Annotated in this window: 30 protein-coding genes, 1 tRNA gene and 1 pseudogene; 25 read left to right on the plus strand and 7 right to left on the minus strand. The window is 65.9% G+C overall.

The features are described 5' to 3' along the window. Window positions 1–25: 25 nt before the first annotated feature. The 5 genes from mch to BM337_RS06685 form a co-directional block, all read right to left on the minus strand. Entirely contained in the window at window positions 26–958 is a 933-nt protein-coding gene (gene mch / locus BM337_RS06665) for a methenyltetrahydromethanopterin cyclohydrolase (RefSeq protein WP_089815123.1), read from the minus strand. A 98-nt stretch (window positions 959–1,056) separates the two neighbouring features. After that, the gene (locus BM337_RS06670) at window positions 1,057–1,281 is read right to left on the minus strand and encodes a DUF6199 family natural product biosynthesis protein (RefSeq protein ID WP_089815126.1); all 225 of its coding nucleotides are present in this window, start codon (window positions 1,279–1,281) and stop codon (window positions 1,057–1,059) included. Between the two features lie 75 nt (window positions 1,282–1,356). Further along, on the minus strand, window positions 1,357–1,683 hold the full coding sequence (locus BM337_RS06675; RefSeq protein WP_089815128.1) for an MTH1187 family thiamine-binding protein: 327 nt from the start codon (window positions 1,681–1,683) through the stop codon (window positions 1,357–1,359). Between the two features lie 62 nt (window positions 1,684–1,745). Then, window positions 1,746–2,897, minus strand: a complete 1,152-nt coding sequence (locus BM337_RS06680) for an ABC transporter substrate-binding protein (protein WP_394327762.1) — start codon at window positions 2,895–2,897, stop codon at window positions 1,746–1,748. A 472-nt stretch (window positions 2,898–3,369) separates the two neighbouring features. Beyond that, a tRNA-Gly gene (locus tag BM337_RS06685) sits at window positions 3,370–3,440 on the minus strand. A 286-nt stretch (window positions 3,441–3,726) separates the two neighbouring features. Here BM337_RS06685 and BM337_RS06690 point away from each other — a divergent pair. From BM337_RS06690 to secY, 25 genes are all read left to right on the plus strand, one after another. Further along, window positions 3,727–4,569 carry a putative RNA uridine N3 methyltransferase gene (locus BM337_RS06690; RefSeq protein WP_089815132.1) on the plus strand — a complete coding sequence of 281 codons (843 nt, stop codon included), beginning with the start codon at window positions 3,727–3,729 and terminating at the stop codon, window positions 4,567–4,569. Window positions 4,570–4,576: 7 nt separating this feature from the next. Beyond that, the gene (gene rpl3p / locus BM337_RS06695) at window positions 4,577–5,593 is read left to right on the plus strand and encodes a 50S ribosomal protein L3 (RefSeq protein ID WP_089815134.1); all 1,017 of its coding nucleotides are present in this window, start codon (window positions 4,577–4,579) and stop codon (window positions 5,591–5,593) included. A 3-nt stretch (window positions 5,594–5,596) separates the two neighbouring features. Then, entirely contained in the window at window positions 5,597–6,340 is a 744-nt protein-coding gene (gene rpl4p / locus BM337_RS06700) for a 50S ribosomal protein L4 (RefSeq protein WP_089815136.1), read from the plus strand. Then, window positions 6,337–6,594, plus strand: a complete 258-nt coding sequence (locus BM337_RS06705) for a 50S ribosomal protein L23 (RefSeq protein ID WP_089815138.1) — start codon at window positions 6,337–6,339, stop codon at window positions 6,592–6,594. The genes rpl4p and BM337_RS06705 overlap by 4 nt, the downstream gene beginning before the upstream one ends. A gap of 2 nt (window positions 6,595–6,596) precedes the next feature. Further along, window positions 6,597–7,319, plus strand: a complete 723-nt coding sequence (locus tag BM337_RS06710; RefSeq protein WP_089815139.1) for a 50S ribosomal protein L2 — start codon at window positions 6,597–6,599, stop codon at window positions 7,317–7,319. Next, window positions 7,316–7,738, plus strand: a complete 423-nt coding sequence (locus tag BM337_RS06715) for a 30S ribosomal protein S19 (RefSeq protein ID WP_089815142.1) — start codon at window positions 7,316–7,318, stop codon at window positions 7,736–7,738. Before BM337_RS06710 ends, BM337_RS06715 begins: the two co-directional genes overlap by 4 nt. A 3-nt stretch (window positions 7,739–7,741) precedes the next feature. Beyond that, window positions 7,742–8,209 (plus strand): 50S ribosomal protein L22, encoded by a 468-nt coding sequence (locus tag BM337_RS06720; RefSeq protein ID WP_089815144.1) that lies wholly within the window; start codon window positions 7,742–7,744, stop codon window positions 8,207–8,209. Beyond that, entirely contained in the window at window positions 8,209–9,135 is a 927-nt protein-coding gene (locus BM337_RS06725) for a 30S ribosomal protein S3 (protein WP_089815146.1), read from the plus strand. Before BM337_RS06720 ends, BM337_RS06725 begins: the two co-directional genes overlap by 1 nt. After that, a complete protein-coding gene (gene rpmC / locus BM337_RS06730) occupies window positions 9,132–9,338 on the plus strand; it encodes a 50S ribosomal protein L29 (protein ID WP_089815148.1) in 207 nt (68 codons plus the stop codon). Before BM337_RS06725 ends, rpmC begins: the two co-directional genes overlap by 4 nt. Before the next feature lie 73 nt (window positions 9,339–9,411). Next, complete coding sequence (locus BM337_RS06735) at window positions 9,412–9,699, plus strand: ribonuclease P protein component 1 (RefSeq protein ID WP_089815150.1); 288 nt, start codon at window positions 9,412–9,414, stop codon at window positions 9,697–9,699. Beyond that, window positions 9,690–10,016 carry a 30S ribosomal protein S17 gene (locus BM337_RS06740; RefSeq protein WP_089815152.1) on the plus strand — a complete coding sequence of 109 codons (327 nt, stop codon included), beginning with the start codon at window positions 9,690–9,692 and terminating at the stop codon, window positions 10,014–10,016. The genes BM337_RS06735 and BM337_RS06740 overlap by 10 nt, the downstream gene beginning before the upstream one ends. Next, entirely contained in the window at window positions 10,016–10,414 is a 399-nt protein-coding gene (locus BM337_RS06745; protein WP_089815154.1) for a 50S ribosomal protein L14, read from the plus strand. Before BM337_RS06740 ends, BM337_RS06745 begins: the two co-directional genes overlap by 1 nt. Then, window positions 10,411–10,773, plus strand: a complete 363-nt coding sequence (gene rplX / locus BM337_RS06750; protein ID WP_089815156.1) for a 50S ribosomal protein L24 — start codon at window positions 10,411–10,413, stop codon at window positions 10,771–10,773. Before BM337_RS06745 ends, rplX begins: the two co-directional genes overlap by 4 nt. Next, window positions 10,770–11,477 (plus strand): 30S ribosomal protein S4e, encoded by a 708-nt coding sequence (locus BM337_RS06755; protein ID WP_089815158.1) that lies wholly within the window; start codon window positions 10,770–10,772, stop codon window positions 11,475–11,477. Before rplX ends, BM337_RS06755 begins: the two co-directional genes overlap by 4 nt. Beyond that, the gene (locus BM337_RS06760) at window positions 11,470–12,003 is read left to right on the plus strand and encodes a 50S ribosomal protein L5 (RefSeq protein WP_089815160.1); all 534 of its coding nucleotides are present in this window, start codon (window positions 11,470–11,472) and stop codon (window positions 12,001–12,003) included. Before BM337_RS06755 ends, BM337_RS06760 begins: the two co-directional genes overlap by 8 nt. Then, complete coding sequence (locus BM337_RS06765) at window positions 12,000–12,194, plus strand: 30S ribosomal protein S14 (RefSeq protein WP_089815162.1); 195 nt, start codon at window positions 12,000–12,002, stop codon at window positions 12,192–12,194. Before BM337_RS06760 ends, BM337_RS06765 begins: the two co-directional genes overlap by 4 nt. A 2-nt stretch (window positions 12,195–12,196) precedes the next feature. Continuing rightward, on the plus strand, window positions 12,197–12,589 hold the full coding sequence (locus BM337_RS06770; protein ID WP_089815164.1) for a 30S ribosomal protein S8: 393 nt from the start codon (window positions 12,197–12,199) through the stop codon (window positions 12,587–12,589). A gap of 2 nt (window positions 12,590–12,591) precedes the next feature. Continuing rightward, entirely contained in the window at window positions 12,592–13,128 is a 537-nt protein-coding gene (locus BM337_RS06775; RefSeq protein WP_089815166.1) for a 50S ribosomal protein L6, read from the plus strand. Next, window positions 13,128–13,880 (plus strand): 50S ribosomal protein L32e, encoded by a 753-nt coding sequence (locus tag BM337_RS06780; protein ID WP_089815168.1) that lies wholly within the window; start codon window positions 13,128–13,130, stop codon window positions 13,878–13,880. The genes BM337_RS06775 and BM337_RS06780 overlap by 1 nt, the downstream gene beginning before the upstream one ends. Beyond that, a complete protein-coding gene (locus tag BM337_RS06785; protein WP_089815170.1) occupies window positions 13,880–14,329 on the plus strand; it encodes a 50S ribosomal protein L19e in 450 nt (149 codons plus the stop codon). The genes BM337_RS06780 and BM337_RS06785 overlap by 1 nt, the downstream gene beginning before the upstream one ends. Continuing rightward, complete coding sequence (locus BM337_RS06790; RefSeq protein WP_089815172.1) at window positions 14,329–14,889, plus strand: 50S ribosomal protein L18; 561 nt, start codon at window positions 14,329–14,331, stop codon at window positions 14,887–14,889. Before BM337_RS06785 ends, BM337_RS06790 begins: the two co-directional genes overlap by 1 nt. After that, window positions 14,886–15,518, plus strand: a complete 633-nt coding sequence (locus tag BM337_RS06795; RefSeq protein WP_089815174.1) for a 30S ribosomal protein S5 — start codon at window positions 14,886–14,888, stop codon at window positions 15,516–15,518. Before BM337_RS06790 ends, BM337_RS06795 begins: the two co-directional genes overlap by 4 nt. Next, window positions 15,518–15,982, plus strand: coding sequence for a 50S ribosomal protein L30 (gene rpmD / locus BM337_RS06800; protein ID WP_089815176.1), 465 nt, complete (start codon window positions 15,518–15,520; stop codon window positions 15,980–15,982). Before BM337_RS06795 ends, rpmD begins: the two co-directional genes overlap by 1 nt. Next, entirely contained in the window at window positions 15,982–16,479 is a 498-nt protein-coding gene (locus BM337_RS06805; RefSeq protein ID WP_089815178.1) for an uL15m family ribosomal protein, read from the plus strand. The genes rpmD and BM337_RS06805 overlap by 1 nt, the downstream gene beginning before the upstream one ends. 1 nt (window position 16,480) lies before the next feature. Further along, window positions 16,481–17,971 carry a preprotein translocase subunit SecY gene (gene secY, locus BM337_RS06810; RefSeq protein ID WP_089815180.1) on the plus strand — a complete coding sequence of 497 codons (1,491 nt, stop codon included), beginning with the start codon at window positions 16,481–16,483 and terminating at the stop codon, window positions 17,969–17,971. Between the two features lie 177 nt (window positions 17,972–18,148). Here secY and BM337_RS06815 read toward each other — a convergent pair whose 3' ends face one another. Next, entirely contained in the window at window positions 18,149–18,718 is a 570-nt protein-coding gene (locus BM337_RS06815) for a DUF7344 domain-containing protein (RefSeq protein WP_089815182.1), read from the minus strand. 584 nt (window positions 18,719–19,302) lie between these two features. Further along, window positions 19,303–19,956 (minus strand): annotated as a pseudogene (locus BM337_RS06820) (hypothetical protein); the annotation flags it as partial.

Genomic DNA, 19,956 nt, shown 5'->3' on the forward strand with positions numbered 1-19,956 from the left:
GCTGCGGGACTCTCGAACCTCCGGTTCAGAGCCCGAAGCTCTCGGCCAGGACGTCCTCGTGCGTGTCGCCGAAGACGTACGTCTCGCCGCCGAGGACGTCGACGGTGACCTGGGCGGGGGCGAACACGTCGACGGGGACCTCGGAAAAGTCCCAGTCGGCGTCGTCGAACGTCTCGCCGAGCGGCGTGCCGTACTCCTCGGCCGCGGTGGAGACGACCTCCTCGAAGCGGTCGAACTCCTCCTCGACGGTGATGTGGACCTGGGCGCCGTAGGCCAGCGCGTCCGTCGTCCGGGCGATGGCGGCCTCTTCGTCTCCAGCGACGGGGGCGACCGGCGCCTTGCCCGTCACCGAGAGGATCTCGATGGGGTCGTAGCCCAGTTCAGAGAGCCGGAAGGTGGCCAGTTCCGCGGCGCGGGCCGCGGCGACGACGCTCCCGGTGACGCTCGCCGTCGAGAAGGTGGGGAAGAAGACTGCCGATTCTGGGACGCCGGTCCGTTCGGCGACGTGGGCGGCGACGTTCTCGTCGGGGAGTTCCTCGCTCTCGACGACGAGGACGGCGAAGTCCGAGGCGTCGTGGTAGCCGACGCGGTTGAACTCCTCTTCCTCGGCGACGAGCGCGCGGGCCGGGCCGCTGCCGAGGCCCTCGAAGTCGTCGACGCTGAGCTCCCAGCCGCCTTTCTGCGAGCACAGCAGCCCCAGGGCGGGGTGGTCGGTCGACAGCTCGACGTGGGTCAGCGGCGCGCCGGCGACCTCGTCCATCGCCGTCTGGACGGTCGCGAGGCCGCTGGTCTGTATCTCGGCGAGCAGTAGCCCGGCCTCGACCGCGCCGGGGACCTCGACCCCGAAGTCGAGGACGGCGGCGTCCCCCTCCTGCTGGTGGACGCCGATCGTGAGTTCGTCGGCGAAGTCGATCGCCTCGTCGACGAGCTCGGTCGCCATCCGGTTGAGACTCTCCATACCGGTGATTCGACCGGCCTCCCTTTTAGGCTGTTTGCTGTGGCCGGCAGCGGTCGACGACTCGGGGCGCACGTGCCGAGCAGTCAGGGACCGAGCCGTCAGGGAACGAGACCGAGGACGAGAACCACTCCGAGCGCGGCCAGCACCACGCCGGTAATTCGGCCGATCAGTACCTCGGTCGCCGACTGCTCGTCGTTCGTCTCGGCCATCCCCATGTAGAGGTACTTCGCCTGCAGATCTCGCATCCGCGTCGGCCAGATGGCCCACGCCACGCCCACGACGATGCCGAGAATTCCGGCGACGAGTTCGACCGTAGTTGGCATGACGACCGTTCGTCGACCCTGCAATACGTCACTTTCGGTCGCCTGGCGCTCTGTCGCGCGCCACTTCCGTTCTGGTCACTCGCCCGGGTCCGCCCGCCCGGACCGCGCCTCGCGTCCGAGCACGTCCTCGACGGCGTCGACCTTCTCCGCGGCAGACTGGTCGACCGTCCGCTTGTCGTCTATCTTCAGGAACGTCTCGACCCGGTCGGCGTCGACCGCCTCGTGGGCGGCGTGGGCCGCGTCGAACAGATCCCGGCTGTCTTCTGCTTCGACGATGGTGCCCATCGGCGTCGTCTCGTAGGAGACGTCGAAGTCTTCCAGGGCGTCGACGGCGTCGGCGACGTACTCGGCCATGCTCCCTTCGACGACCGGTGCGACGGAGAGGAATCCGATACAGGTCATACCCGTCGCTACGGGCCCCAGCCCATAATCGTCGGGGGACTGCGCTCTCTTCAGCGCGCTGTTCAGACGACGTCCAGAAAACCGGCCGTCGCCGCGTCGACATCGTAGGGTCCCATGAACGTGTTGGCGACGATGCGGTTGAGCGCCGTCACCTTCTCCGGGGCCAGCGCGAGGCCGTGTTGCAGCGTCGGCGGCCGATACTCGGCGTTCTCGAAGTCCTCGGCGACCGCCTGGAGATACGGGTGGAACTCGCTCACGTCGACGTCCGTCCGGGTCGGAATCGAGCCCTTGTGCTGGTTGAACGCCACCTGCGCGGTCTCGCTGCCGACGAACGCCAGCCAGCGTCTCGAGTACTCCGGCGTGGGATTGTCCCCGGGATAGAGAAACGAGTCGAAGTGGAGTGTGTACCTGTTCTCCGTCCCCGGGAACGCGTTGGCACCCCAGTCGTCCCCGTACTCGAAGTCGGTGGCGTTGGCGAAGGCGCCGGCGGTCCAGTTCCCCTGGTGGATGAACGCAGCGTCGCCGTCGACGACGTTCTGGTTCGAGGCGGGCAGGTCCAGCGACGCCGCGTCGTACGTGACGTACGTTTCCAGAATCCTGGCGGTCGTCTCGAAGCTCGCTCGGACCGCCGCCTCGGGCCGTCTTCCCTCGATGAAGTCCACGTAGGGCTCGTGACCCTCCTGTCCGAGGAAGACGGCGACCCAGAGCTGCGTCGTCGGCCACGGGGCCGCCATCGCGTGGGTCATCGGCGCCGCGTCCGTTTCGGCGGCGACGGCGTCCATCGCGTCGAAGAGCGCGTCCAGGCTGGTGATCCCTGCCGGGTCGACGCCGGCTTCCTCCAGGACCGCGACGCTGTAGAACAGGTTGTTGAGGCGGTGGGATCCGATCGGCACCGCGCGGAACGAGCCGTTCTGGCGGTGCAGGTCGACGGCCTCCTCGACGTGGACGGCCGCGAAGTCGTTCTCCGCCCAGACGTCGTCTACCGACCCCAGCGACCCCTCGTATCGCTGGAGGTTCTTCCCGGGCCAGTTCGCGAACGCGCTCGGGGGATCGTCGTCGTAGAGGCGGTAGTCGACGACCGTGTTGAGGTTCTCGTTCCCGCCTCCTTCGATGGCCGTGAACTCCGTCGGGACGTCCGGGGCCTGCTCCTCGAACGCGTCGACGAGCGCGCGGACTGCGACCGCACCGTCGCCTTCGTCCCACCCGTGGAGCACTTCGAGCGACCGGGTCGAATCGGGGACCAGCTCGCTCGCCTGGTCGACGCACCCCGCGAGCGAAGTCGTCGCTCCCAGGCCCGCTGTCTCGACGAACCGTCGCCGGGTCACCCGACGTCCTGGCGGTGATCCCATATCTGTCACGCGGACATAGGCCATCCACGCAAATCAGTCATCTCTTTCTGGGACGTGCATCGCAACCTCGTGTACACGCGGAGTGAGCGACACAGCAAGCTGGTCGCTCATCGAGTAGCGTTCGGAAGAAGTGCGACGGAGGGGACTGAGCGAAACCGGAGGTTTCGCGAGGGTCGAAAGACGCCGCAGGCGTCTTTCGGAATTTGAACCACGCCCAGACGTGCTCGCTTACGCTGCGCGCGTCTGGTCTACTTCAAATCCACTCTTTTCGACTTCTCCTCACGCGGAGTGAGCGACACAGCAAGCTGGTCGCTCATCGAGTAGCGTTCGGAAGAAGTGCGACGGAGGGGATTTGAACCCCTGTTGTGACCATGGCAAGGTCACGTGATACCACTACACTACCGTCGCCCTGTCTGCATTCAATTGTGGCGGGGGAGAGGGATAAAAGCGTTCCGAATCGGGAGCCAAACCGTGGTACGGCTCCCCGGGATAACGGATCACAGATTCTTCCTCGCCGATAACTTCTGCACCAGCTCCTCCGGTCGGGCCGAAAATCGACGGCCGAATTTCCCGAATACTGGCCATCTAGCGCCGTGTGAACGGTTCTCATCGCGTGCGTGAAGCGGGCTCTTTTTAAGGTAGGCAAGATGTGTTATCGCTACAGTCTAGTGGCGTGACGTGGAAGCGTCACGGCATGACGACCAGCGTACTCGTGCCGTCTTCCCTCGTACGGGAAGCCGAGGACAGACGCGAGGCGACTCGCAAAATCGGATACGTTGCCCGCGCGGCCACGATATTCGACGTCGATCGGCTAACGGTCTTCCCGGACCCTGACGGGGTCGGGAAGTGGGAAGACGGGTTCGTTCGTACCGTGCTGCGGTACGCCGCGACGCCCCCGTACCTCCGAAAGGAGGCCTGGGGCAAGCGGGACGAACTGGAGTACGTCGGCGTCCTGCCGCCGCTCCGCGTCCGCTCACAGACCGGCTCCGGATCTGAGGGTTCGGGGTCGTTAAGACAGGGAATCGTGACCGAGGTCGGAGCTGATGGGCGCGTTCGGGTCAATTGCGGACTGCAACACCCAGCCTCCCTCCCCGTTCCAGACGGTATGGACGTGGGCGAGGGGGAGCGCGTCACCGTCAGGGTCTCTTCGCGACGGCCAGTCCGGGCGAAACTCGTCGACGTGTCCCCACCGGGATACGCCGTCGACGCTTCGGACCTCTCTACGGCGCTCGCGCGTGACGATGCAGGGCTCACTATCGCCGCTTCGCGGTACGGTGAGCACCTGACCGTCACACGGCTCGGCGATCTGGTCGAGCAGCGCGAGGCCGACGGCGACATGACTGTCGCCTTCGGGGCACCCGAGCGCGGGTTGCCCCCCATACTCGGATTGGACCCGGACGACGTCTGCGGAGACCACGCGGACGACGACACAGGGTTCGACCTCTGGCTGAATACGGTTCCAAACCAGGGGAGCGAGGTCGTGCGAACCGAAGAAGCGATGTTCGCCTCCCTCGCCCCGCTGACCCTCACGGAGTGAGAATCCGATGCCACAACCAAGCAGACCACGAAAAGGCTCGCTGGGCTTCGGCCCACGCAAGCGCGCGGAAAGCGAAACGCCGCGCTTCAACAGCTGGCCCGACGACGACGGCCAGCCAGGCGTCCAGGGGTTCGCCGGCTACAAGGCGGGCATGACACACGTCACGCTCGTCAACGACGAACCCAACTCCGCCCGCGAAGGGATGGAGGAGACCGTCCCGGTGACGGTCGTCGAGACGCCGCCTGTGCGTGCAGTCGCAGTCCGAGCCTACGAAGACACGCCGTACGGCCAGCGTCCGCTCACGGAAGTCTGGGCCGACGAGTTCCACTCGGAACTCGATCGCGCTCTGGACGTTCCCGAGAACAACGACGCTGACGCCGCAGAGGAACAGATCAGAGACGCACTCGACGCCGGCAACCTCGGAGACGTGCGCGTCATCACGCACACCGTCCCCGACGAACTGGCCAACGTGCCCAAGAAGAAGCCCGACGTGATGGAGACTCGCGTCGGCGGTGGATCGGTCGAGGACCGCCTCGACCACGCCCTCGACCTGCTCGCCGATGGCGGCGACCACTCGATGAACGACGTGTTCCGCGCCGGTGAGTACACCGACATCGCGGCCGTCACCAAGGGTAAAGGGACCCAGGGCCCCGTCAAGCGATGGGGCGTCCAGAAGCGGAAGGGCAAGCACGCCCGCCAGGGCTGGCGCCGACGTATCGGCAACCTCGGCCCGTGGAACCCCTCGCGGGTCCGCTCGACGGTCCCCCAGCAGGGCCAGACTGGCTACCACCAGCGTACCGAGCTCAACAAGCGCATCATCGACATCGGCGAGGGCGACGACGCCTCCGTCGACGGCGGCTTCGTCAACTACGGCGAGGTCGACGGGCCGTACACGCTCGTCAAGGGCTCGGTGCCCGGTCCGGACCAGCGCGTCGTGCGCTTCCGGCCGGCGGTGCGTCCGAACGACCAGCCGCGCCTCGACCCCGAGGTGCGCTTCGTCTCCACCGCATCGAACCAGGGATAATCTATGCAGGCAACTATCTACGACCTGGACGGGGACGACGTGGACGATGTGGACGTACCGGAGGTCTTCGAGACCACGGTACGACCGGACCTCATCGGCCGCGCCGTTCGCGCAGCCCAGGCAAACCGGAAACAGGACTACGGGAGCGACGAGTACGCGGGTCTCCGGACCCCGGCCGAGTCCCACGGCAGCGGCCGTGGTATGGCCCACGTCCCTCGCGAGAACGGGCAGGCACGGCGCGTCCCGCAGGCAGTGTCGGGCCGCCGCGCACACCCGCCGAAAGCCGAGAAGGACCAGTCGCTCGACCTCAACACGAAGGAGCGCCAGCTCGCGACCCGCTCGGCCATCGCCGCGACGGCCGACGCCGAACTCGTGGCCGACCGTGGTCACCAGTTCGACGACGGTCTCGACCTGCCGCTCGTCGTCTCCGACGACTTCGAAGACCTGGAGAAGACCCAGGAAGTCGTCGACGTGCTCGAAGCCCTCGGCGTCGACGCCGACATCGAGCGCGCGGACGAGACGAAGATCAAGGCCGGACAGGGCAAGTCGCGCGGACGCAAGTACCGCCGGCCCAGCTCCATCCTGTTCGTCACCAGCGAGGAGCCGTCGACGGCGGCGCGCAACCTCGCCGGTGCGGACGTGACGACGGCCCGCGAGGTCAACGCAGAAGACCTCGCACCGGGTGCGCTCCCGGGCCGACTCACCGTCTGGACCCAGAGCGCGCTCTCGGAGGTGGCAGAGCGATGACGTGGGACATTCTCAAACACCCCCACGTCACGGAGAAAGCGATGAACGACATGGACTTCCACAACAAGCTCCAGTTCATCGTCGACTCCGACGCCGCTAAGCCCGAGATCTCCGAGGCCATCGAGGACCAGTACGACGTCTCGGTCGAGGGAATCACCACGCAGAACACGATGGACGGCGAGAAGAAGGCGGTCGTTCGTCTCTCCGACGACGACGACGCCCAGGAAGTCGCCTCCAGGATCGGGGTGTTCTAACCATGGGACGACGCATTCAGGGACAACGCCGCGGTCGCGGGACGCCCACGTTCCGGGCCCCCTCGCACCGCTACAAGGCGGACCTGTCGCACCGAAACGTCGAAGACGGCGACGTCGTCAACGGGACGGTCGTCGACATCGAACACGACCCGGCACGCTCGGCGCCGCTCGCGGCCGTCGAGTTCGAGGACGGCGACCAGCGCCTCGTCCTCGCGCCCGAGGGCGTGGGCGTGGGCGACAACCTCCAGGTTGGCGTCTCCGCCGAGATCGAACCGGGTAACACGCTCCCGCTCGCCGAGATTCCGGAAGGGGTCCCGGTGTGCAACGTCGAGGCCAACCAGGGCGACGGCGGTCGGTTCGCCCGGGCCTCCGGCGTCAGCGCGCAGCTGATGACCCACGACCGCAACGTCGCGGTCGTCAAGCTCCCCTCCGGGGAGATCAAGCGGCTCGACCCGCAGTGTCGAGCCACCATCGGTGTCGTCGCCGGCGGTGGACGGACGGAGAAGCCGTTCGTCAAGGCCGGCAACAAGCACCACAAGATGAAGGCGCGAGGGACGAAGTGGCCCAACGTCCGCGGTGTCGCGATGAACGCCGTCGACCACCCCTTCGGTGGCGGCGGCCGCCAGCACCCGGGCAAGCCCAAGTCCATCTCGCGAAACGCACCGCCGGGCCGCAAGGTCGGGGACATCTCCTCGAAGCGGACCGGACGAGGTGGTGACGAATGAGTTCAGAGTACCAAATCGGCCACGAGGGGGAGTTCTCCTACCGTGGTCACACGCTCGAGGAGTTGCAGGACCTGTCGCTGGACGAGGTCGCGGAACTGCTCCCCGCACGGCAGCGGCGAAGTATCGAACGCGGCCTGAGCGAGGAGAAACACAAGCTCCTCGAGAAGGCCCGCGACGCAGAGCCCGAAGAGACGGCGAACAACCCGATCCGGACCCACCTGCGCGACATGCCGGTGGTCCCGGAGTTCGTGGACCTCACGTTCGCCGTCCACAACGGGCAGAGCTTCGAGCGCGTCAGCGTCGAACCGGAGATGATCGGCCACTACCTCGGTGAGTTCCAGCTCACCCGCACGTCCGTCGAACACGGACAGGCCGGTATCGGGGCGACGCGGTCCTCGAAGTTCGTACCGCTCAAGTAAATCATGGGAATCAGCTACTCAGTCGACGCGGACCCGGACACCACGGCGAAAGCGATGCTCCGGGAGCGTCAGATGAGCCACAAGCACAGCAAGGCCATCGCCCGCGAGATCAAGGGCATGAAGGCCGACGACGCCGTCTCGTACCTCGACGCGGTCATCGAGGGCGAGCGGTCCGTCCCCTTCAAGTCCCACAACTCGGGCGTCGGCCACCGGAAGGATATCGAGGGCTGGGACGCCGGCCGCTTCCCCGAGAAGGCCAGCAAGGCCTTCCAGGACCTGCTCGAGAACGCCATCGGCAACGCCGACCACCAGGGTCTCGACGGCGAGAACATGGAGATAATGCACGTCGCCGCCCACAAGGTCGGCGAGTCCCCGGGCCGCAAGCCCCGCGCGATGGGGCGGGCCTCGGCCTGGAACACGATGCAGGTCGACGTCGAACTCATCCTGGAAGAGCCGGAGGGTGAACAGTAATGGCGGACGAACAGCAGTTCATCGAGGACGGACTCCAGCGGACGCAGATCGACGAGTTCTTCCAGGACGAACTGGGTCGCGCCGGCTACGGCGGCATGGACGTCGCCAAGACGCCGATGGGTACCCAGATCGTGCTCAAGGCCGAGAAGCCAGGGATGGTCATCGGCAAGGGCGGGAAGAACATCCGGAAGATCACGACCACGCTCGAAGAGCGATTCAACCTGGACGACCCGCAGATCGACGTCCAGGAGGTCGACGAGCCGGACCTCAACGCCGCCATCGTCGCCGACCGCCTGGCCAACGCGCTCGAGCGCGGCTGGTACTTCCGGAAGGCCGGTCACACGACGATCGACCGGATCATGGAGTCCGGCGCACTCGGCGCCGAGATCGTCCTCTCCGGGAAGGTCACGGGCGCACGCTCACGCGTGGAGAAGTTCAACCGTGGCTACATCAAGCACAACGGTGAACCCGCCGAGACCATCGTCGACGCTGCCGTCGGCACCGCGGTGATGAAGCTGGGCACCATCGGTGTCCAGGTGAAGATCATCCCGCCGAACGCCGAACTGCCCGACGACTTCGAGGTCTACGAGGACGCCGAGGTCGAGGACTACGTCGCCGACACGGACGGCGAGTCCGTCGAGGAGCTCCTCGAGGGCGAACCCGAGGAAGCCGACGACACGGACGAGGACGCAGCGGCCGACGAGGCCGAGGCGGACGACTCCGCGGCCGACGAGGAGTTCGAGGAGGTCGAAGAAGTCGAGGACGTCGACGAGTCCGAGGATCCGGTCGAGGAGACCGCCGAGGCCGACGCCGACGACGTCGACGACATCGTCGAGGAGGACCTCGACGAGGAGACCGCCGAAGAGGCGGCCGAACTGATGGAAGAGATGGAAGCTGAGGACGACGAGGAGGGTGACGACGAATGACTGTCATCCACGTCGAGGAGGTCCGCGACATGACGCCCGCCGAACGCGAGGCGGAGCTCGACGACCTCGAGACGGAGCTGCTCAACACCCGCGCCGTGAAGGCGGCGGGCGGTGCGCCGGAGAACCCCGGCCGCATCAAGGAGCTGAAGAAGGCGATCGCGCGGATCAAGACGATCCAGAACGAGGAGGGGGACCTCGAATGAGGTCCGAAAAAGCGAGCGGTATGTACCGCGAGACAGGCGGCTTCGAAGACGAAGCCGCTGAGGAGGCTACCTGATGCCTCTCACGCCCGAGACGCTCCCGCGTCACGAACTCGTCGGCCTCGACGTCGAGGTCGTCGCCGCGTCCAACCCGGACGCCATCGGCATCGAGGGCCGGGTCGTCACCGAGACGACGCGGACTCTCGGCATCGAGGGAGCAGACCGGGTGTGGCACGTGCCGAAGGACGGCGCGACGTTTACCTTCGACCTACCCTCGGGCGAGCGCGTCCGAACGGCGGGGTCGAAGCTCGTCGCCCGACCCGCTCGACGCACGGAAACGACAGGTGATTCACAATGGCGATAGGACTGAACGTAGCAGAACCGGACGAGACCTGCTCCGATGCAGACTGTCCCTTCCACGGAGACCTCTCCGTGCGAGGACAGACCATCGAGGCGGACGTCGCGTCCACAGACATGGAGAAGACCGTCGTCGTCGAGCGCGAGTACGACGTCAAGGTGCCGAAATACGACCGCCAGATGAAGCGGCGGAGCCGCATCCCGGCACACGCACCAGACTGTCTCGACCTCGCGGTCGGCGACGCGGTCACGATTGCAGAGTGTCGACCACTCTCGAAGACGAAGAGCCACGTCGTCGTGGCTCGCTCGGGAGGTGAAGAGTGATGGAGGCGCTGAAAGCCGACGTCACGCAGGGCCTGGAGAAGGGCTCGCTGATCACGTGTGCCGACAACACCGGCGCGCGAGAGCTCAAGGTCATCAGCGTCTCGGGTTACTCCGGGACGAAGAACCGCCACCCGAAGGCGGGCCTTGGCGACAAGATCACGGTCTCGGTGACGAAGGGGACGCCGGAAATGCGCCGGCAGGTCCTCGAGGCAGTCATCGTCCGACAGCGAAAGCCCATCCGACGACCGGACGGGACCCGCGTGAAGTTCGAGGACAACGCCGCCGTCATCATCAACGAAAACGAGGAACCGCAGGGGACCGAGATCAAGGGCCCGATCGCCCGCGAGGTCGCCGAGCGGTTCGGTAGTGTCGCGTCCACCGCGACGATGATAGTATGACTCGACAACCGAGCAAACAGCGAACGAACCAACGGCGCGCCCCGCTGCACGAGAAGCAAAAGCAGGTGCGGGCGACGCTGTCCGACGACCTCCGCGAGGAGTACGGACAGCGAAACGTCCGCGTCAACGCGGGCGACACCGTCGAGGTCATGCGCGGCGACTACGCCGGCGAAGACGGCGAAGTCGCGGCCGTGAACCTGGACGACGCCACCATCCACGTGGAGGGCGTCACGGTCGAGGCCGCAGACGGCGAGGAAGTACCTCGCCCGGTCGACGCGAGCAACCTTCGCGTCATCGGCCTGACCCTCGACGACGACCGTCGCGAGGCGCGTCTCGAATCGGAGGAGGATAGCGCATGACGAAACACCAGAAACGACTCTCGGTACCGAAGAGCTGGCCCGTCGAGCGGAAGACGGAGACGTTCACCGTCAAGGCCGACGCCGGCCCCCACGGCGAGGCAGGGGTTCCCCTGCTCATCGTCCTGCGGGACGTGCTCGGCTACGCCGACAGCCGCAAGGAAGCGCGCTACGCGCTCAACGAGGACAGCGTCGAGATCAACGGGAAGGCAGTCTCCGACGAGGAACGCCCCGTCGGGATGTTCGACATCCTCGCGTTCACGGAACGCGACGAGTACTACCGCGTCTTCCCCGGTGAAGGCGGTCGCCTGGCCCTGACGGCCATCGACCCCGACGCCGCGGACTCGAAGCTCGGCAAGATCGTCGGCAAGCAGTACGTCTCCGGTGGGGACGTCCAGTTGACGCTCCACGACGGCGAGACGCTGCTGGTCGAAGACGACGACGAGTACACCCCGAACGACTCGCTGGTCGTCGACAACGAGGACGGCGAGGTCGTCGCCCACTTCACCTACGAGGAGGGCGCGCTCGTCACCGCCGTCGACGGCGCACACGCCGGCGAGATCGGCAGTATCGACGAGATCCAGGTCACCCCTGGCAGCTCGTCGAACAACGTGATCGTCGAGCAAGAGGACGGCGAGGGCTTCGAGACGGTCGAAGAGTACGTCGTCGTCATCGACGAGAACTTCACGGGTGGTGACGATGAGTAGCGAATCCGAATCCGGCGGTGAGTTCCACGAGATGCGGGAACCCAGCGTCGAGAAGGTCGTCGTCCACATGGGCGTCGGGCAGGGCGGTCGCGAGCTCGCGAACGCCGAGGAGATCCTGGCGGAAGTCGCCGGGCAGGAGCCGGTTCGGACCGTCGCCCGCGGGACCGTCGCGGAGTTCAACATCCGCGAGGGCGACCCGATCGGGACGAAGGTCACGCTGCGAGCCGACGACGCACACGAGTTCCTGGACAGGGCGCTCGAGAACGTGAGCCTGTCGGCCACGCAGTTCGACGACACCGGCAACTTCAGCTTCGGCGTCGAGGAGCACACCGACTTCCCGAGCCAGGAGTACGACCCGAGCATCGGGATCTACGGCATGGACGTGACGGTCAACCTCGTCCGCCCCGGCTACCGCGTCGCCAAGCGGGACAAGGCGTCGCGTTCGATCCCGTCGAACCACCGACTCAACGCCGAGGACGCAGTGGCGTTCGTCGAGTCGACCTACGACGTGGAGGTGAGCGAATGAGCGAGAGCGAAACAGAACAAGACCAGGCGGCCGACGACGAGGCCACCGAGGAGTCCGTCCCCACGGGACAGCTCGAGGAGTGCCAGCGCTGTGGCCGCGAGCAGGGACTCGTCGGCAAGTACAACATCTGGCTATGTCGCCAGTGCTTCCGGGAGATCTCCCGGGGTATGGGCTTCAAGAAGTACAGCTAACCATGACAGGAAACGATCCACTCGCCAGCGCGCTTTCGGCCGTCGACAACGCCGAGAGCGTCGGCCACCTGGACCAGACGCTACAGCCCGCTTCGAACACGATCGGCAGCGTACTCGAGGTCTTCTACGACCGCGGGTACATCGACGGCTTCCAGTTCGTCGACGACGGCAAAGCCGGCAAGTTCGAGGTCGAACTGAAAGGTGCCATCAACGAATGCGGCTCGGTCAAGCCCCGCTACAGCGTGGGCGCGGACGGCTACGAGAAGTGGGAGAAGCGATACCTCCCTGCCCGTGACTACGGGACCCTCGTCGTCACGACGAGCCACGGCATCATGAGCCACTACGACGCCCGCGAGGAGGGCATCGGTGGCCAGGTCATCGCCTACGTATACTGACAATGCCACGAATAGAACTCGAAACCCCGGAGGACGTCGACGCCGAGGTCGACCACCTCGAGCTGACGGTCTCCGGTCCGAACGGTAGCGTAACGCGGCGCCTCTGGTATCCCGACATCACGGTCTCCGTCGACGACGGGGCCGTAGTCATCGAGTCCGACGAGGACGACGCGAAGACGATGTCGACGCTCGGCACGTTCGAGAGTCACGTCGAGAACATGTACCACGGCGTCACCGAAGGGTGGGAGTACGAGATGGAGCTCTTCTACTCTCACTTTCCGATGCAGGTCGACGTGGAAGGCGGCGAGGTCGTCATCGAGAACTTCCTCGGCGAGCGGGCACCGCGGCGCGCCCCCATCCACGGCGACACCGACGTCTCCGTCGACGGCGAGGAACTGACCCTCTCCGGCCCGGACATCGAGGCCGTGGGCCAGACCGCCGCCGACATCGAACAGCTCACGCGCGTCAACGACAAGGACGTCCGTGTGTTCCAGGACGGCGTCTACATCACGACGAAACCGAGTAGAGGTGACGCCTGATGGCAGAAGACGAGGAAGCAAACAACGACGTCGAAGAGGAAGTCCAGAACGACTCCGACGAACCGCAGGAACTCACCGACATCAGCGGCGTCGGTGGCTCCAAGGCCGACGCGCTGCGCGAGGCCGGCTTCGAGACGGTCGAAGACGTCCGCGCGGCCGACCAGTCCGAACTGGCCGAGGCCGAGGGCGTGGGCAACGCGCTCGCCGCCCGTATCAAGGCCGACGTCGGTGGCCTCGAAGTGGATACGGAGACCGAGGCCGAAGTCGAAGAGGAAGGCGCCGAAGAGGCAGAGCCCGAGGAAGACGTGGAGACGGAACTCCAGCCTCGCGGGCTCGTCGACAAGACGCCCGACCTCTCCGAGAAGGAGTCCGAACTGCTGACCCAGCGCCGGCGCGTCGGCAAGCCGCAGTTCAACCAGCAGGACTACCACAAGAAAAAGCGCGTCCCGACCGCCTGGCGACGCCCGCGCGGCCAGCTCTCGAAGCAGCGCCGCGGCGTCAAGGGCAAGGGCGACAAAGTCGAGGCGGGCTACCGCACGCCGACGGCCGTCCGCGGCAAGCACCCCTCCGGCTTCGAGGAGGTCCACGTCCACAACGTGGACGACCTCGACGGCGTCGACGGGGACACCCACGCCGTCCGCATCGCCTCCAAGGTCGGCGCTCGCAAGCGCGAGCGCATCGAGGAGGTCGCGGAAGACGAGGGCATCCGCGTGCTCAATCCCACCTACGTCGAAGTGGAGGTGAGTGAGTGATGACGGACCTCTCCGCACAGAAGCGACTCGCCTCGGAAGTGCTCGACGTCGGGAAGAACCGCGTCTGGTTCGACCCCGAGCGCCAGGAGGACCTGGCCGACGCCATCACTCGCGAGGACGTTCGCGAGATGATCGACGAGGGCGCCATCCAGGCGAAAGAGGCACAGGGTAACTCGCGCGGTCGCGCGCGAGAACGCAAGGCGAAGCAGGCGTACGGTCACCAGCAGGGCGCTGGGTCCCGGAAGGGCAAGGCCGGCGCACGACAGGACCCCAAGGAGGACTGGAGTTCCCGCATCCGCGCACAGCGCGAGACGCTGCGCGAGCTCCGCGACGAGGGCGACCTGTCGAGTTCCCAGTACCGCGAGCTGTACGACAAGGCGGGCGGCGGCGAGTTCGACTCGGTCGCCGACCTCCAGCGGTACATCGACAACAACTACGGTGAACAATAATGGCGACAGGACCACGATACAAGGTGCCGATGCGGCGTCGCCGCGAGGCCCGAACGGACTACCATCAGCGGTTGCGCCTGTTGAAATCAGGCAAGCCACGACTCGTTGCTCGCAAGAGTAACAACCAGGTCAGGGCGCAGCTGGTGACCACCGGGCCAGACGGTGACCGAACACACGCGGCAGCAGCGTCGAACGACCTGCGAGAGTACGGCTGGGAGGCCCCGACCGGCAACCTGCCGGCGGCGTACCTCACCGGTCTGCTCGCCGGCCTCCGGGCCGTCGAGAACGGCGTCGAGGAGGCAGTCCTCGACATCGGTCTCAACAGCCCGACGCCGGGCAGCAAGGTGTTCGCGGTACAGGAAGGCGCAATCGACGCAGGTGTCGAGATCCCCCACAACGACGACGTGCTCGCCGAGTGGGAGCGGACGCGCGGCGACCACATCGCCGAGTACGCAGAATCTCTCGACGAACCGCTGTACAGCGGGGACTTCGACGCCACTGACCTCCCGGACCACTTCACGGAGACCCGGGAGACACTACTGGAGGCAGATGAACTATGAGTAACGGATGGGAACCCCGCACGCGACTGGGCAAGAAGGTCGTCGACGGGGAGATAGAGACGATGCAGGAGGCCCTCAACTCGGGCCTCCCGCTCAAGGAACCGGAGATCGTCGACCAACTCGTCCCCGACCTCGAGGACGAAGTCCTGGACATCAACATGGTCCAGCGCATGACGGACTCGGGTCGCCGGGTCAAGTTCCGCTGTGTCGTCGCGGTCGGTAACCGCGACGGCCTCGTCGGCTACGCCGAGGGGCGGGACGACCAGGTCGGCGGAGCGATCCAGAAGGCCATCGAAATCGGGAAGCTCAACCTCATCGACGTCTCCCGGGGCTGCGGGTCCTGGGAGTGTGGCTGTGGCCGACCGCACACGGTCGCGCTGCGCACCACCGGCAAGGCCGGCAGCGTCGAGGTCGAGCTCCAGCCCGCACCGCGCGGTCTGGGCCTGGCGGGCGGAGAGACCGTCCGCCACGTGCTCGAACTCGCCGGCATCGAGGACATCTGGACGCGCAGTAGCGGCAACACGCGCACGACGGTGAACTTCGCGAAGGCGACGTTCAACGCCCTGCGCAACACCGCCGAGGCGCGCGTGCCCGAGCGAACCTTCGAGAAGCGCGAGGTGATCGAGTGATGCAAGCGCTCGTTCAGCTCCGTGGCGACGTGAACATGGACGGTGACGTCCAGGACACGCTGGGGATGCTCAACGTCCACCACGTCAACCACTGCACGCTCATTCCCGAGGAGGACACCTACCGCGGGATGGTCACGAAGGTCAACGACTACGTCGCCTTCGGCGAACCGAGCGTCGAGACGGTCGAGCAGCTCGTCGCCAAGCGCGGGGAGCCCCTCGAGGGCGACGCCGACGTCGACGACGACTGGATCGACGAGAACACTGACTACTCCGATCTCGAAGCGCTCGCCGAGGCGCTCGTCGACGAGGAGACCACGCTGCGCGAGCAGGGTCTCTCGCCGACGCTCCGTCTGCACCCGCCCCGTGGCGGCCACGACGGCGTCAAACACCCCACCAAGGAAGGTGGCCAGCTCGGCAAGCACGAGACAGAGCAAATCGACGCGCTCCTGGAGGCGATGCGATAATGACGAGCAAGAAACGACGACAGCGCGGCTCGCGAACCCACGGCGGTGGCACCCACAAGAACCGGCGCGGTGCCGGCCACCGCGGTGGTCGCGGGAACGCCGGGCGCGACAAGCACGAGTTCCACAACCACGAACCGCTGGGCAAGAGCGGCTTCAAGCGTCCCCAGAAGGTCCAGGAGGAGGTCGTCGAGATCGACGTCCGCGAACTGGACGAGGACGCCACGCTGCTGGCGGCCGAGGATCTGGCGACCGTCGAGGGTGGCGCGTTCCACATCGACGTCCGCGACGTCGTCGACGACGCCGACACGGCCGACGTCGTGAAGGTGCTCGGCGGCGGCCAGGTCCGTAACGAACTGGTCCTGACCGCCGACGACTTCTCCGAGAGCGCTCGCGAGAAGGTCGAGGACGCAGGCGGCGCCGCGGAACTGACCGAGTTCGGCGAGGAGCGCCAGGCCGAACTGGAAGACGAACCCGACGCAGACGAAGACGACGAATAACATGAGCTGGAAGGACACCGCCGAACCGGTCCTCGTCCGCATGCCCGCAGTCCGCCGTCCGGAGGGGCACGTCCCCTTCAAGCGGAAGCTCATGTGGACGGGCGGAGTGCTGGTACTGTACTTTTACCTCTCGAACATCCTGCTGTTCGGGCTGAACTTCGACCCCAACCAGGGGTCGATCTACGGTCAGTTCAGTTCGATCCTCGGCGCGAACCAGGGGTCGATCATGCAACTCGGGATCGGTCCCATCGTCACGGCGAGCATCGTCCTGCAACTGCTCGGCGGTGCCGACCTGCTCGGACTGGACACGCAGAACAACCCACGCGACCAGATCCTCTACCAGGGGCTCCAGAAGCTGCTGGTGCTCGTGATGATCTGCCTGACCGGGTTGCCGATGGTGTTCGCGGGGAACTTCCTGCCGGCACAGAGCGTCAATCTGTTCGGCGCACAGCTCGGCGTCGGCGTCGTCCAGTGGCTCATCTTCGCCCAGATCTTCGTCGGCGGCGTCCTCATCCTGTTCATGGACGAGGTCATCTCCAAGTGGGGGGTCGGCAGCGGTATCGGCCTGTTCATCATCGCCGGCGTGAGCCAGCGACTGATCGGCGGGCTCTTTACCTTCCCGGCCATCGGCGGCCAGACCCGGGGATTCTTCGCCACCTGGATCGGGATAATCCTCGGCGATATCCCCACCGGGCCGATCCTGGCCGCTGACGGACTCCAGTTCGTCTTCAGCAACGAGGGCGGGATGATCCTCCCGCTGATCACGACGGTGCTCATCTTCGTCGTGGTCGTCTACGCGGAGTCCGTCCGCGTCGAGATCCCGCTGTCGAACGCGCGGGTCAAGGGCGCGCGTGGTCGCTTCCCCGTGAAGCTCATCTACGCGAGCGTCCTGCCGATGATCCTCGTTCGCGCGCTCCAGGCCAACATCCAGTTCCTGGGCCGGATCCTGTACTCCCAGCTGGGCGGACTCCCGCCGTGGCTGGGGACGTACGCGACGCGGGGCGGCAACCCGACCCAGCCGACGGGCGGGCTGTTCTACTACATGGCACCGATACAGTCGCCCGAACAGTGGATGTGGTGGGCCGGTGCGAGCCAGGAGATCTGGCAGATCTTCATCCGCATCGGCGTCGACCTCACCTTCATGGTGATCGGCGGCGCCATCTTCGCCGTCTTCTGGGTCGAGACGACCGACATGGGCCCGGAGGCGACGGCCCAGCAGATCCACAACTCGGGGATGCAGATCCCCGGGTTCCGCCAGAACGTCGGCGTCATCGAGAAGGTGCTCGAGCGCTACATCCCGCAGGTGACCGTCATCGGCGGTGCGCTCGTCGGCCTGCTGGCTGTCATGGCCAACATGCTCGGCACCATCGGACAGGTGTCTGGAACTGGCCTGCTGCTGACGGTCTCCATCACGTACAAACTGTACGAGGAGATCGCCGAGGAGCAGCTCATGGAGATGCACCCGGCGATGCGCCGGATGTTCGGCGACTGATCACCTCGACCGTCGTTCCGGTATCGACTCATTTTTCGACCGACGCGCGACGGTGAGCGGTGCGACTCGGCGCTGGTACGAGCTATCGATCGAGTCACAGCGCTGCGAACGCGGCTCCGCTACTCACCTGCCGTCGGGACGGCCGGCTGTGGCGGGTTTCGCGGCCGTCGCCGTCGGTCACCGCGCCTCTCGCTCTTCGACGATGACGTCGGGTCCGCAGCGCTGGCACCGGCGGCACCGTCGGAGCCGGTCGTAGTTGTAGCCGACAGTCAGGAGGACGCACGCGAGCAACAGCCCTTCGACCAACGGGGTTCCCGTCTGCGGCGTGAGGAGGATCGCTCCGAGCTGGTCGAGACCGACGAAGACGACGATGACGACGCTCAGGAGACTGTACCCGTGGCCCCAGACGGACGTCTCGGCGGACGGATAGAGCCTGACTCGCTCCGCTTCCTCGGTCGGCGTGACGACGTTCGCCTCGGGGTCGTGATCGATCAGCCCGGCGGCCTGGAGTTTCGGGAGGTGCGTCTGCCGCAGGGCGTTGTGGACGGACTTGCGGTGGCTCTGCGTCACGCCGTCGGTACCTCGTGGGCGCTCCCACGCCGCGATCTGTTCGACCAGTTCGTCGAGTAGAATCGGGACGTCCATCCGCTTGACGTAGTACAGGACGTATCGCCGTCGGATGTTGCTCAAAACTGCGTAGAGGTCGTCGCCCGAACGACGCTGCTCGGGTGGGTCATTCGACGCCATCGTTCGACACTCCACTCTCCACTATCTGGGTACTGATACGTGACGTTCCCATGTTTCCCTCACGGCGCGTGTGTCGTATATAGGTTGAAGACCATTAACTCAAAAAGCATATTTCTCTAGATAGAAATTCGCGACAAGGGTGTATTACTTCGGCAGATGGCTTCTCTCCGGCGTCGAAACTGCACCACGTAGTCCACCGTCATCTCCTCGTCGACGCTCTGGGTCTCGAGAGCAAAAAATAACAACAAACTGTCAACTAATCTCGCAGAAGCGGACGCCAAACGTCCGTGCGATACCGTATGGGATATCTTACGGCGTCTGCAGGGCTGTCCTCCTCGATATCGGCGTCGAGTACCGGTGTACCGGGACTGTACACACACTACGTTAACGGGTTGTTTGTGCGGCCCCAGTCGGTGGTGGCGGCGTGGTGCGACGGGACGCGTCCCTCGTCGGTGTCGGCGGACGTGCAATGCGGTCCGGAAACTCGACGTGACGGCGGGCCTGGGCACGCCTGATTCCTCAGACAGCGAAAAGAAAGCGGGCCGCGGAACGCTGGCCGGGAACGACCCGGCGCGGTCTCTCGTTCAGTCCTGGGTCTGGCTCGTCGTGAGCGTCGTCGACTGGCTCTGGTCCTGCTCGTTGTCGTCGCCGCTGGTCTCCTGGTCCTGGGACTGGTCTACCGACACGTCCGAGGACTGTGACTGCTCCTCGTCACCGTCGGCGTCCTGTTCGCTGTCCTGGTCGATACTGATGCTCTGTTCGCTGTCCTGGTCGTTGTCGTCACCGTCGGTCTCCTGGCTCTGCTCCTGGTTCGTCTCTGCGTCCTGGTCGGACTCCTGCTCGTTGTCGACGCCGTCGGCGTCCTGTTCACTGTCCTGCTCGATGTCGCTGCTCTGTTCGGCGTCCTGTTCGTTGTCCTCACCGTCGCCCTCGACTTCCTGTTCCTGCTCGCTATCCTGTTCAGCGTCCTGCTCCGCGCCCTGGTCGTTCAGGGCGCCGTCAGCGTCCTGGTCCGACTCCTGGTCCACGTCCTGTTCGTTCTCTGCCTCTTGCTCGTTGTCGTCACCGTCACCGGCGTCCTGTTCTTGCTCGTTCTCCTGTTCTGCCTCCTGGTCTGCCTCCTGGTCGTTGGCGATGCCGTCGGAGTCCTGGTCAGAGTCCTGTTCAGCCTCTTGCTCGTTCTCTGCCTCTTGCTCGTTGTCGTCACCGTCGTCGACTTTCTGCTCCTGCTCGTTCTC

The sequence above is a fragment of the Halomicrobium zhouii genome, assembly GCF_900114435.1.
Classification (GTDB): Archaea; Halobacteriota; Halobacteria; order Halobacteriales; family Haloarculaceae; genus Halomicrobium; species Halomicrobium zhouii.